At 68.9% G+C, this 12736-nt stretch carries 11 protein-coding genes; 4 read left to right on the forward strand and 7 right to left on the reverse strand.

Annotation, left to right across the window (positions count from 1 at the left end; all coding sequences use genetic code 11):
- Window positions 1–62: 62 nt before the first annotated feature.
- On the reverse strand, window positions 63–1493 hold the full coding sequence (locus tag MXA07_RS16350; protein WP_247729663.1) for an RNB domain-containing ribonuclease: 1431 nt from the start codon (window positions 1491–1493) through the stop codon (window positions 63–65).
- Window positions 1494–1619: 126 nt separating this feature from the next.
- Here MXA07_RS16350 and MXA07_RS16355 point away from each other — a divergent pair, with 126 nt between their 5' ends.
- Both MXA07_RS16355 and MXA07_RS16360 read left to right on the forward strand, forming a co-directional pair.
- Window positions 1620–2588: an ABC transporter ATP-binding protein gene (locus MXA07_RS16355; protein ID WP_247729664.1), complete on the forward strand. Its 969-nt coding sequence runs from the start codon at window positions 1620–1622 to the stop codon at window positions 2586–2588.
- Window positions 2585–3400 carry an ABC transporter permease gene (locus MXA07_RS16360; protein WP_247729665.1) on the forward strand — a complete coding sequence of 272 codons (816 nt, stop codon included), beginning with the start codon at window positions 2585–2587 and terminating at the stop codon, window positions 3398–3400. Before MXA07_RS16355 ends, MXA07_RS16360 begins: the two co-directional genes overlap by 4 nt.
- A 27-nt stretch (window positions 3401–3427) precedes the next feature.
- On the opposite strand, the gene MXA07_RS16365 is transcribed toward MXA07_RS16360, so the two are convergent.
- Window positions 3428–4768, reverse strand: a complete 1341-nt coding sequence (locus MXA07_RS16365; RefSeq protein WP_247729666.1) for a metallophosphoesterase — start codon at window positions 4766–4768, stop codon at window positions 3428–3430.
- Window positions 4769–4938: 170 nt separating this feature from the next.
- On the opposite strand from MXA07_RS16365, the gene MXA07_RS16370 reads away from it, so the two are divergent.
- The gene (locus MXA07_RS16370; RefSeq protein WP_247729667.1) at window positions 4939–5418 is read left to right on the forward strand and encodes an RNA-binding protein; all 480 of its coding nucleotides are present in this window, start codon (window positions 4939–4941) and stop codon (window positions 5416–5418) included.
- Window positions 5419–5478: 60 nt separating this feature from the next.
- On the opposite strand, the gene MXA07_RS16375 is transcribed toward MXA07_RS16370, so the two are convergent.
- Window positions 5479–6192 carry a DUF1028 domain-containing protein gene (locus MXA07_RS16375; protein ID WP_247729668.1) on the reverse strand — a complete coding sequence of 238 codons (714 nt, stop codon included), beginning with the start codon at window positions 6190–6192 and terminating at the stop codon, window positions 5479–5481.
- Window positions 6193–6329: 137 nt separating this feature from the next.
- On the opposite strand from MXA07_RS16375, the gene MXA07_RS16380 reads away from it, so the two are divergent.
- Window positions 6330–6734 carry a DUF302 domain-containing protein gene (locus tag MXA07_RS16380; protein WP_247729669.1) on the forward strand — a complete coding sequence of 135 codons (405 nt, stop codon included), beginning with the start codon at window positions 6330–6332 and terminating at the stop codon, window positions 6732–6734.
- A gap of 43 nt (window positions 6735–6777) precedes the next feature.
- Here the strand turns inward: MXA07_RS16380 and MXA07_RS16385 are convergent, their stop codons facing one another.
- The 4 genes from MXA07_RS16385 to MXA07_RS16400 form a co-directional block, all read right to left on the reverse strand.
- A complete protein-coding gene (locus MXA07_RS16385) occupies window positions 6778–7281 on the reverse strand; it encodes a hypothetical protein (protein ID WP_247729670.1) in 504 nt (167 codons plus the stop codon).
- Entirely contained in the window at window positions 7278–8513 is a 1236-nt protein-coding gene (locus MXA07_RS16390) for a cell wall-binding repeat-containing protein (protein WP_247729671.1), read from the reverse strand. Before MXA07_RS16390 ends, MXA07_RS16385 begins: the two co-directional genes overlap by 4 nt.
- On the reverse strand, window positions 8510–10288 hold the full coding sequence (locus MXA07_RS16395; protein ID WP_247729672.1) for a DUF4396 domain-containing protein: 1779 nt from the start codon (window positions 10286–10288) through the stop codon (window positions 8510–8512). The genes MXA07_RS16390 and MXA07_RS16395 overlap by 4 nt, the downstream gene beginning before the upstream one ends.
- 240 nt (window positions 10289–10528) lie before the next feature.
- Window positions 10529–12604 carry a heavy metal translocating P-type ATPase gene (locus MXA07_RS16400; protein WP_425492229.1) on the reverse strand — a complete coding sequence of 692 codons (2076 nt, stop codon included), beginning with the start codon at window positions 12602–12604 and terminating at the stop codon, window positions 10529–10531.
- Between the last annotated feature and the right edge of the window lie 132 nt (window positions 12605–12736).

Below are 12736 nucleotides of genomic sequence, written 5' to 3' on the forward strand. Positions count from 1 at the left end.
GGAGACAGGCCTATCCTGGAATTACTTTCCTCGTCCACGGTCCCGCGACGACGAGGAACCGATCAGATCGTCGTCTCCGCGTCCTCGGAATCGACGACCTCGATGCCTCGATTGTTCACGGCCATCGGGTCCAGGCCGACCTCCTGGAGGAACTGCTTGTACTCGCGCTCGCACTGTTCGGCGTCTTTCTGCTTGTCGCTGGCGCGGTCACAGAGCGCGACGAGGTTCTCCGGAACGTCGTTCTGGTAGACGATCCAGTGGTTGATCAGGTCCGAGAGACGCCGAATGGGGCTGGTGAAGTGGCCGTAGATCTCGAAGTTGAGCGCGTGGTGGCCGCCGAAGGGATCGTTCATGTACCTCGCGCGGGGCATCACCTTCATCACGGCCCACTGGATCTTATCGAGCTGGCGGCCGGGCGCCTCCTCCAGGGTGGCGTTGACGGCCATTCGCGGGTCGTCCCACTTGTCGCCGGGGATCGAGACGCCGTCTAGATCCTGAATCTCCTGGAGGGCCTTCGACCACTCGTCGGGGCTGGGCTGGGGGTGGACGCGGTACATCGCCTCGACGCCGCGGTTCCACATGAGTTCGTGCGTGACGGCCTTGTTGGCCTTCAGCATGCACTCCTCGATGATGGTGTGGGCGCGGTCGCGCGAGGGGTTGAGCACCAGCGAGCCGTCCTCCTTGCGCTGTTCGTGCATCCGGTCGGCGAGGTCGTAGACCAGCGCGTTCTCCTCGTGCAGCGGGGCGTCGGGATCGTCGAGGCGGTTCTCGGCCTGGCTGTAGGTGAGGCGCTCGTCGGATTCGATGACGGACTTGTAGATGTCGATCGACTCGTAACCCAGGTCCTCCTTGTCGAGGTGCATCTCGACGGTGTGGGCGAAGCGCTCCTCGTTCGGGACGAGCGAGCAGACCGACTCGGCCAGGATCGGCGGCAGCATGTGGATGGTGTAACCCGGCAGGTAGACCGTGTTCCCGCGCTCGACGGCTTCGTCCCACATCGCCGTCTCGGGGTTGACGTAGTGGGTCACGTCGGCGATGTGAACCCAGAGGACGTACTCGTCGTCGCGCGCTTCGACGGAGATGGCGTCGTCGAAGTCCTGGGCGTCGATCGGGTCCGTCGTCCACGTCGTCAGGTCGCGCAGATCGCGGCGCTCGTCGATCGCCTCGTCGATATCCAGCTGGACGTCGCCGGATAGGTCCTCGGCTTCCGCGAGCACCGCGTCGGGAAACTCGTCCCGGATTTCGAACTTCTCGAAGAGCTCCTCGCGTTTGTTCTCGAGGTGGCGAGCGAGTTCCTCGTCGATCAGAACGGGGCCCTGGCCCTCGGCCGTGCCGGCTTCGGCCTGGGCGGCCTCCTCGGAAGCCTCGTCGGCTGTCGCGGCGTCTGCATCGTCCGCGGGCGAGGCGTCGTCGTCCCTGGCCGCCTCTTCGGTCGCCGCGACGTCTGCGTCGTCCGCGGCCGCCTCCTCGCCGGCCGCTGCGTCGTCGGTCATGACACCCTCTTGGGCCGAACGAGTGAAAGTCGTGTCGGACCGGACGGATCGATGCGATCGAACGGGCGAAAAATGAAAGCGTTCGGAAATGAGAACGTTTACGCTCGCCCCGACGAAGCCAGGAGTATGGCCGCAATCTCCCTCCGCGGCGTCACCAAAGCCTATCGCGGCGTCGCCGCCCTCAGCGGCATCGACCTCACCGTCGAACGCGGCGAGGTGTTCGGCTTTCTGGGGCCCAACGGCGCCGGCAAGTCGACGACGATCGACATCGTCCTGCGCTACACGCACCCGACCGACGGCCGCGTCGAGGTCCTCGGCCACGACGTCGCGAGCGAGCCGGTCGCCGTCCGCCGACGGACCGGCGTCCTCCCGGAAGGCGTCGCGCCGTTCGAGACGATGACCGGCCGCCAGCACGTCGAGTACGCCATCGAGGCGAACGCCGCCGACGACGACCCGGACGAGTTACTCGAACGGGTCGGCGTCGCCCACGCCGCCGATCGCCTCGCCTCCGGCTACTCGAAGGGCATGGCCCAGCGGCTCACCCTCGCGATGGCCCTCGTCAACGACCCCGATCTGTTGATCCTCGACGAACCCTCCACGGGGCTCGATCCCCACGGTGTCCGACGGATGCGCGAGATCGTCCGCGAGGAGCGCGACCGCGGCGCGACGGTCTTCTTCTCGAGTCACATCTTAGAACAGGTCGAGGCCGTCGCCGACCGCGTCGGTATCCTGAATCAGGGACGGTTGCTGACCGTCGACACGATCGACGGGCTCCGCGAGGGCGTCGGGGCCGCCGGCGAGTTGACCGTGACCCTCGATCCCGAGTCGACCGGGACCGGTAACCGTGCCGGCGATTCCGACGCCGTCGGACCGGGCCAGCGGGCCGTCGTCGATCCAGTGGCGGTCGCCGAATCCATCGATGGCGTCACCGACGCGACGCTGCGCGGCGAGGAACTCGTCGTCACCTGCCGCCCCGAGGCGAAACTGGCCGTCCTCGACGACCTCCGCGAGGTCGGTCTCACGATCCGTGACTTCAGCACCGATCAGACCTCGCTCGAGGACCTCTTCGTCTCCTACACGGAGGGCGAGCGATGAGCTGGACGCTGATCGCTCGCAAGGAACTCGGCGACCTCCGCCGGAACCGACAGCTGCACTGGATGACGATCCTCTTCGCCCTCCTCTTCGGCGTCATCGGGTACTTCTACGCCGACGGGACGAACGCGGGGCGCACCGACCCGACCGGCCTGATCACGCTGCTGGGGATGATCGGCTCGTTCATCGTGCCGATCGTCGCGCTCATGCTGTCCTACGAGACGGTCGTCAAGCGTCGCCACAACGGGCAACTCGAGCTCCAGCTCGGCTTTCCCCACCACCGGCGCGACGTCGTCCTGGGCGGCTACGTCGGTCGGTTCGTCGCCGTTTCGATCGTCGTCCTCGCCGGGCTCTGGGCGAGCGGCGCCGTCGCCTTCCTGCTGGGGGCCGGGATTCCCGCCGCGGCGTACCTCTCGTACCTCGTCGTCGCGCTCGTCCTCGCGTTGACCTACGTGGCGATGGGGATCGCGATTTCGGCCGGCGTCCGCTCGCCCTCGTGGGCCTCCGCGGCCGCCTTCGGCGGGTTCTTCCTGTTCGTGTTGGCCTGGCGGGCGGTTCCGGGCGGCGTCGCGTACGTCCTCAACGGTTTCAGCCGCCCACCGTCGCCGCCGTGGTGGAGCGAGTACGTCGCGACGCTCTCGCCGAGCGTCGCGAGTGGTGAACTCTTCGCCGCGATGGCGTCCCCGTCGGTCGGTCGCAACCTCGCGATGGGCGCCGACGGCGCCGGCCCCAGCTTCGCGCTCGCCGTCGTTCTCGGCTGGATCGTCCTCGTCCCCCTGCTCGGCTACTGGCGGTTCGATCGGACCGATCTCTGATCCCGAGGGGCGGTTCCCGGCGCCGCCTCACGACCGCTCGTCGTCGTTTCTATCGGCCGGTTCGTCGGGAAGGACGAGTTCGCCGTCGGGATCGATTTCCGTCCGTGCGGGGATCGGCTCCTCGGTCGGCGGTCGACGCGCAACCAGGCGCTGAAACCACGTCAGGTCGGTCGATCGGTCCGTGGGGATCGCCTCGTACGCGACGACGAGTCGCTCTCCCTCGGCGTAGATCCTGAACGTCGAGAGTCGGAAGGTGGGGTAGTAGATCCCCGGCAGGCGTGAAAAGCGCGTCTCGACGTGCTGGAGTTTCTTCAACCAGGTTCCGGTGTTGACCACGACGCGATCGCCCCACCTGGTGAGCGAGGCGCGGTGGGTGTGGCCGTAGACGAAGATCGCCACGTCGGAGCGGCTCTCGAAGACGGCTCTCGCGGCGTCGAGGAACGGTTCGTCGCCCTGGCCGACGCGCACCCCCGAGAGCACGACGCCGAACCGCGAGAACGTCCGCCGGAGATCGCGTCTGAAGAGCCACAGCGGAATCGCGAGCAACAGCAAGACGGCGACGATCACGAGGTTGATCGCGACGACGAGTTCGAGGACGATGTCGGCGATGCCGAGCGCGTGAACCACCGGATTGTCGGTGAAGACCCACCGCGGAACGACGCCGACGGTTTCCAGGATAGTCCCGGCGAGGTACAACAGCGTGAGGTTGAAAAACAGCAGCAGCGGGACGACGACGGCGCGGAGGATCGGGCTCATCTCGCGATAGAAGTAGTTCGAGAAGAGCCACCGGGGCACCTCCTCCATCGGGGCGACGGACTGGACGTCGCGCAGCCAGTTGCCGCTGGCGCGAGACGCGTACTCGCCGGCCGCGTCGACGATCCGCCGGACGACGAAGTAACCGACCGGCAGCGCGTGCGGGTTGCCCCAGTCCGGCAGCCGATTGTTCGCGTCGCGTTGCTGGCCGTGCTCGATCCAGATCGTCGCCTCGCCCACCTCGCGCGTGATCGAGACGGCCGGCTCGAGCGAGAGGTTGTACTCCGCGAGGCGGTCCACCAGCGAGGGGTAACACGCCAGGTCGTAGTCGTGGTTGCCCGGGATCAGCGTGACGTCGATCGCGGCCCCGGTCGCGCGAAACTGCTCGAACAGGCGGGGGTGTTCCGCGATCACCCGATCGAGCGCCGCCGGCCCGGTCAGCTCGCCGTACTCCCAGAGCCCGAACGCGTCGCCGTTGACGATCAACTCGACGTCGCCGCCGACCCGTTCCAGTTCGGCGAGGAAGTCCAGAAGTTCCGCCTCGCAGTCGAACGCGGAGAGTTCGCCCTCGCCGCCGAGGTGCAGGTCGCTGATGAAGACGTATTCGGTAGCCATTCGGTCGGGTCGTCCCCTACCACGACCGTCGGGGTAGTGGTTTGCCCGGAGGACCGCCGAGATACCGAGTTGGCCGCCGGTCGCGGGTAGTCACGGACGACCCACCGTCGTATCGGACGGCGATCGGTCCGTACAACTACGGTTAAATGGACGCGTCCGCAAGGGGCGGTATGCAGGTGAAATCGCGTCACCACCTCCGCAGCGACGACGTCGCGGCGGTCGAGACGGCGGTCGGGGAGCAACTCGGGGTCGATCTCGACGGCGACGCCTACGAACGGGTGGCATTCGAGGACGCGGACTGGGAGGTCGTCCTCGTCGACGGCGAGCCGCTGGTCGCGTACTTCGACGAGGAACCGTTTCTGACCGTTCGCGGGGCGAACGCAACCGACCCGACCGACCGGCTGGTCATCGTCGACGCCGGCGCCGTCTCCTTCGTGAGCGACGGCGCCGACGTGATGCGTCCCGGCATCGCCGACGTGCGCGGCGATATCTCCGCGGGCGACCTCGTCCTGGTCGCCGAGGAGTCTCACGAGAAGGTGCTGGCGATCGGGCGATCGCGCGTCGACGGCGACGACCTGCTCGGCGACTCGGGAAAAGTGATCGACTCGCTGCACTTCGTCGGCGACGATCTCTACACGTTCAGCGGGTGAGCCGCAGACGACCGGAAGAGGCTGAGCGGTGGCCGCGGACGGGCTGGACCGCCACCGCGCTCAGGTCGCCGACTCCTCCAGCGAATCCGCCTCGTAGGCCGCCGCGTAGCGGTCCATGAGTTCCTCGTAGCCCTCGACGGCGAGGTCGTACGTCTCGCGAAGGTCGGCGACCGGCCGGTCGGAGGCGTCGACGCGCAGGTCGTTGTACGACGGGAAGAACGCGTAGTCGGCGGTATCCGCGACCTGCAGAGCGGCGCTCTGGATCTCCAGGTCCTCGCGTTTGTCGCCGCCTTCGGCGTGGCCGGCCGCGAGCGCGTCGATCAGTCGCTCGGCGAGGGATCGATCCTCGTCACGCTGTTCCTCGTAGGTCTCGGCCACGGCCTCGATCACCGACTCGCCGGTGAGGAGGTTGCCGGCGACGGTGTACCGATCCCCCGCGAGGTGGCCGTACCACGGGCTACAGTCGTCGCCGGAGAAGACGAAGGTGGACTCGTCGTCGACGCCGTGGAGCTGGCGCTGTGGGGCGCCGTCGTCCGCGGCGAGCAACGCGGGGAGCGCGTCGTCGACGGCGAGGCCGTCGTCGAGGTAGGCGATGCCCTCCCGGCCGAGGTCGACGTTGACCAGGCTCTGGGTCGCGATCGCGCCGTTCTCGCTGACGAACGGGCAGAGGGTGCCGACGGCCGGGAGTCGGGTCGTGACCGCCACGCCGAACCGATCCTGCGTCGTCCCATCCTCGTCCTCGTAGGATTCGTGGACGCAGATGCTGAATGTCATGGGTGAGCACAGAACGGTAGCGGGCATAAATGTGGGTTTCGGGGCGATCGGTGCGCGAGGCGGGACAAGCGCGGGAACAACCGCTGGCAGCCCGTTTCACCCGAGATGTTAAGCCCATTCGAGTAGTAGTGTATTGTATGGACTATACCACACAAACTTCCGTCCGGGCCGACTTCGACGACGTGGTCGAGACGACGATCGGGGCGCTCGAAGACGAGGAGTTCGGCGTTCTCAGCGATATCGACCTCCGGGCGACGTTCGCGGCGAAGCTCGACGAGGACTTCCGTCAGTACAGGATCCTCGGGGCCTGCAACCCGTCTCTCGCGCACGAAGGGTTGGAGGAGGACAGCGAACTCGGCGCCTTGCTCCCGTGTAACGTCGTCGTCTACGAGGGGGACGGCGGCGCGGTGGTCGTCAGCGCGGTCGACGCGGCGGCGCTCGTCGGGATTACGGACGACCCGGCCCTCGAATCGATCGGGACCGAGGTGCGCGACCGGTTCGAACGCGTTCTCGCGACGGTCGACGAGTCGTTCGATCGGTAACAGTCCGCTCGCGATCGAGCCGTTCCTTCGGTCGCTCGACCGTCTACGGGGCGTCCGAATCGGTCAGTCGTCGCTGCTGGGGATGGTCGTGGGTGAGGACGCTGCGTTCCACTCGATGCGCGTCGTGACGCCGCAGGAGATCTTCGATCTCGTCGGCCCGCTGGTCCGGAGCGACGACGGCGAGCCGAGGGCGATCGGATCGCGGCACCTCCCGGTACGTGCCGATCGCGCCGCCGACGAACCCGCCGACGGCCGCACCGACACCGAACCCGAAGAAGCCGAGCATGTACGGCCCGGCGGTCATCGCCGGGCTGGTACGGGGGATCCAGAGCAGGTTCGCCGCCATCGCGAGCATGATCGACGTCCCGAGGACGGCGCCGAGGAGTCCGCCCCAGAGGAGCCCGCGGCGCTCCGGCATCGTCGCCGTCGGATCGAGGAAAGGGGCGTCGACGGCCGCCTCCCGCGGCGTCAGCCCCGCATCCCGAACGGCCCGGTCCGCGTCCGTCGCCGCACCCTCGTCGTCGAACGTCGCGACGAGGCGTTTCATCCGCCATCACCCGGTTCCTGAAGGAGCGCGTGAAGGCGAGCCTGCACCCCCTCGCCGACCTGGCCCGGCCGGCCGATGATCCAGCCGTGATTGTACTTTCGGTCGTACGGAGCGGACTCGGCGGGACGGAGGTAGTTCGACAGGTACGTCGCCACGGGTTCCGGGACGGTATCCGCTTCGACGAGGAGCATCGGCCCGTGTTTCCCGCGGTGGCTCTCGACGCACGCGGGCAGCGCCGTCCGCCAGTTCTCGGGGTTGGCGAAGATGAAGTTGTGGCCGCTCTCCGCGATGCCCCAGCCGATCCGCCGGGGCCAGTCGCCGAACACCCAGCCCTGGTTCCGGCCGATGTCCTTGTACCCGGCGAAGCCGACGCTCAGCGCGTAGGGGTCCGAACCTCGCGGAATCCGCTGGACGTGGCCGAACCGCGCGAGTTCGCTCGCGACGCCGGGGCCGATCCGACTCTCGTCGCCCAGGAGGTACATGTACGCCTCGTCGAACCGGGCTTCGAGCTGGTCGCGCGTCACCGCCGGGATCCGACCGCCGTCGACGTAGAGGAATCCGTCGCCGCCGTGGGCGTTCCACGACTGGGCCGGGATCGCCGTTCGCGGATCGCCGACGTCGGCGATGAACGTGGTATCCCGGTGGTTCGCGTGGATCGTGCTGAGGTACTGGTCGACGTTGGCCGCGACTTCCGCCGGCGTCTCCCCACCGATCCGACTCGTCTTCAGGCCCATCCCCTCGACCGCCGCCTCGACGTCGGCGCTGACGTAGCGCTCGCCGCCGACGATGTACACCTGCGTGTTGCCGTCCACGTGGACGCCTTCGGGGTGGAGGCGCTCGATCTCCTCGCGCGTCGCCTCCGGCAGTTCGTCCCGCCCGGTCAGCAGAACGGCGCCGTCGACGGGGTGGTGGATGATCGCGACGCCCGGGAGCGCCGCCCCGAGGTCGCTGTCGTTGACGAGGATCGCCGCCCCCGGCCGGGTGTGCTCGTTGATCGCCGTGTAGACGTTCTGCGCGATCGCCGCAGCCGTCTCGTAGTCGCTCTCGCCGGCGAGGCGGGTCGTCATGGTCGTGACGGTGGATTCGCCGAAATCTGCCGTCTCCGGTCCCAGCCGGGTTTCGCCGCCGCCGGATCGCACCTCCCGATAGGTGAGTGCGGCGCCCCCGAGCGTCGCGCCGGCCGGAAGCGCGACGAGGTCGCGCAGGAACGCGCGCCGGTTCCGATCGGTCACAGCATCTCACCCGGTTTGACGTTCCGGCGGACGAGCCACCCGTTCACCGGCCAGGCGATGAGGAAGCCGACGAGCGTGGCGACGGCCATCACCCCGAACCAGAGGATATCCTCCTCGCCTGGCATCATCTCGAGGTTGAGCATCATCAACACCCACATGCCGCCCATCATCCCGACGGAGACGCTCGTCATGCTCACGGCGACGATCGCCGCGCCGCGCTTCGTCGCGCCGGCGAGGCCGAGCCCCTGTGATTCCCTGAGCATCGGGACGTGGAAGGCGAGCAGGGAGACGAGGAAGGCGACGAGGTAGACGATGGGGATGAGCAGCACCATCGCGTTCCCCAGCCAGAACAGCGGGCCGTCGAGGACGACCATCGGAATGCCGACGTACGTGAGGACGAACCCCGTCGCGACCATCGTGCTCGCGGCGAACCCGATCCCCATCGCCGTCGCGGTCGCCGCCCGGAGCCAGTAGGGCCGGACGACCCGCGGTCCCCCCTCGGTGTCGACGACCAGCCGACCGCGATAGGACGTCCAGTACAGCGCCAGGCCGACCGGGCCGAGCGTGAGCGTCGCCAGCGGCCAGAACATCGTCGTCCACGCGCTCATCTCCGGGAGGCGGCGGCGCGAGTGGGCGAACACGAACGACGCGCCGAGGAGCGCGATCGCGGCCCAGACCGCCGCGACGGATTCGAGCGGGCTGAGGCCGGCGCCCTGGTGACGGTACGGGGTGATCTCGACCGCGTAGTCGAGGCGTCCCTGGGACACCCACGACACCGCCTCCGTCGATCCCATCACGAAGAGGTGGTTGAACGGCCCCTCCATGGGCGAGGCGAACCACGCCGGCTGGGTCTGCCAGGCGTAGTTCTCCGTGATCGCCGGCAGACCGCCGTCGTCGTCGACGAACAGGATCGGTCCCGCCTTCCCCCACTGGAGGTTCGTCGACGCGACGGCGTGGGCCGGTCGGTCGGGGTTGACGAGCACGAAGTTGTAGTACCCGACTTTGTCGCGTTCGTGGATCCCCCAGCCGAAGTCCCGCGATTCGTCGCGGAACTCCGCGATCTCGACGGCGTGGGCCTGGGGCGTCCGCGCCGAGACGCGGGTCCACTCGACGTCCAGTTCCGACAGCGCGTCGTCGCTCACGACATCGGGCGGCGCGAGGACGTACGCGCGGGCGGCGTCGAGTTCCGCGATCGCCTCGCGGGTCGCGTCGGGGATCCCGTCCTCGGTCGCGTAGAGGATCGGGTCGCCCGAGTAGGCGCTCCAGGCGGCGGCGGGCGTCGCCCACCGGGGCTCGGCCGATCCGACGATGACGACGTTGGTCGGACCGTCGCCGTCGGGGCCGGTCTCGCGCGTCGCGATCGCCGCGGCCGTTTCGGCGGGATCGCCGCCGGAGAGCGTCACCGTGGTGGCGTTCGACGCGTTCGCACCGTCCGGCACGGCGGCGCCCTCGAAGAGCACCAGCGCGTCCTCGCTCGCGCGCAAGCTCGACGCGGCGACGGCGGTCTGCCAGTCGTCTGCGGGAACGCGGACGACGGTCGAGTACGCGAGTCCCGATCCGGGCGGCCGGGCTGCCCGGGCGGTTAGCTCGCTCTGTCGCACCGGATCGTCGACGGGGAACCTGCTCGCGTCCTTCGTCTGCACCGTGGCGTAGGACGCGTCCGGCGTCTGCCCGTAGTCGAAGAGCGTCAATCCGAGCACGTACAGCGGCTGCACCGCGACGAGTATCGCCACGATCGCCGCGACGACGATCGCGAGCGTTTTCCAGGGTTTCATCGCGCGCACCGCCCTCCGAGATCGCGACGCCTTCGATCCGATCGATCGTCCGGGAACCGTGGCCGCGCCCGTACCGCGGTCGGTCCAGCCCGTACGGTCAAAAAAGGGGTCATTCGACTCCGGCGATCCAGGTTCGGTTCGGGCGAGATCCCATCACGAACACGACACGGCCCCGACGGCCGTAAAACGGCGACCGGCGACTGCAACCCGAAAACTGCGTCGTCGGCCCGTGAGTGGGCGTTAGTCCGCCGATTTCCGCTCCGCCGGGTTCGGCTCCGGCGACGGGGGCCCGCCGGACGGGCTCGGCAGTTCGAGGTCGACGCGGCGGAGGAACTGCGCGTTGATCGCGACGATGACGGTCGACAGCGACATGAGGAGCGCCCCCACCGCCGGCGAGAGCAGGACGCCGATCGGCGCGAGGACCCCCGCCGCGAGCGGGAGCGCGAACACGTTGTAGCCGGCGGCCCAGACGAGGTTCTCTCTCATCTTCCGGTAGCTCGCGCGGCTCAGCATCACCAGGCGGACCACGTCCGTCGGATCGTTCTGGACCAGGACGACGTCCGCAGACTGAACGGCGACGTCCGTCCCGGAGCCGATCGCGATGCCGACGTCCGCTCGGGTCAGCGCGGGCGCGTCGTTGACGCCGTCGCCGACCATCGCGACGAGGTCGCCACGCTCCTGCAGTTCGATCACTTTCTCGTCCTTGTCGTCGGGCAATACCTCCGCGAACACCGTGTCGATGCCGAGTTCGTCCGCGACGGCGCGCGCGACGTCCGCGCTGTCGCCGGTCAGCATCGCGACCTCGATCCCGAGTTCGTGGAGGGCGTCGACGACGCGGTGGCTCTCCGCGCGGATCACGTCCGCCAGGGCGAACGCGGCGATCGGCGACCCGTCCCGGACGAGGTAGACGACCGTTTGCGCGTTCTCGCCGGCCCGATCGGCGAACGACTGCAGTTCCGGCGGGACATCGGCCTCGAGGTGCGAAAGGAGGTTCGGCCCGCCGACGTGGACGGTTTCGCCGGCGTCGGACTCCGTCCGGCGAGCGGGCGCCCGTGACGTGCCGACGTCGACCGTCGCGCGGACGCCGCGACCCTCGAGCGCCTCGAAGTCCCTCGCCGCCGGGACCGAGATATCGCGCTCGGCGGCCGCTTCGCGGATCGCGCGGGCGATCACGTGCTCGGAGTCGCCCTCGACGGCGGCCGCCAGTCCGAACGCCGTCGCCGCGTCGACGCCCTCGATCGTCGCCGCGTCGACGACGCCGTGTTCGCCCTCGGTGAGCGTCCCCGTCTTGTCGAAGACGATCGTATCGAGGTCGCGCGCTCGCTCCATCGCGATCCGGTCGCGAATCAGCACCCCGTTCCCGGCCGCCAGCGACGTGTTGATCGCGACGACGAGCGGAATCGCGAGCCCGAGCGCGTGCGGACAGGCGATCACCAGCACCGTCACGACGCGCTCGACGACCGTCGCGCCGGTGCCGGCGGCGATCGTCCACGCGATCGCGGTCACGGCCGCGGCTCCGAGCGCGACGTAGAACAGCCACCCCGCGGCCCTGTCGGCCAGTTGCTGGGTCCGCGACTCGCTCTCCTGGGCGTCCTCGACGAGGCGCATGATCCCCGCGAGCGTCGTCTCTTCGCCCGTCGCGTCGATCCGCACGCGGAGGCTGCCGGCACCGTTGACGGTCCCGCCGATCACCTCGGCGCCCGGCTCCTTCGACACCGGCCTCGACTCGCCGGTGATCATCGACTCGTCGACGTCCGAGTCACCCGACTCGACCACGCCGTCGGCCGGCACGTTCGCCCCCGGACGCACGAGCACGAGGTCGCCTTCGCCGAGGTCGCTCACCGGCACCTCCTCCGTGCTGCCGTCCCCGGTGATCCGCTCCGCCGTGTCCGGGAGCAGTTTCGCGAGTTCGTCGAGCGCGCTGGAGGCCCGCCGGACCGATCGCATCTCGATCCAGTGGCCCAGCAGCATGATGTCGATCAGCGTCACGAGCTCCCAGAAGAAGGCCGATTCGGTCGGGACGACGAGGCTCGCCAGGCTGTAGCCGAACGCGACCGTGATCGCCATCGAGATCAGCGTCATCATCCCCGGCGCCCGGTCGCGGAGTTCCGGCACGGCCATCCGCAGGAACGGGACGCCGCCGTAGGCGAAGACGACGATCGAGAAGACCGGCGTGAGCCACTCGCTGCCGGGAAACGCGGGGACCGAGAAGCCGAGCCAGGCCTGGAGGGTCTCGCTGTAGAGGAGGACCGGGATCGAGAGGACCGTGGAGACGACGAATCGCCGCCGGAACATCGCCTCGTGGCCCTGGTGCATGCCGTTTCCGTGGCCATCGCCGTGGCCGGCGTCTCCGCCGCCGTGGCCGCCGTCGGCGTGGTCGTGAGTCCTGCCTCCGTCGTCGTGGCGCTCGGCGACGGTCCGTTGAGCGTCGTCGGCCTCCGCCGCCTC

The organism is Halovivax limisalsi (assembly GCF_023093535.1).
GTDB lineage: Archaea > Halobacteriota > Halobacteria > Halobacteriales > Natrialbaceae > Halovivax > Halovivax limisalsi.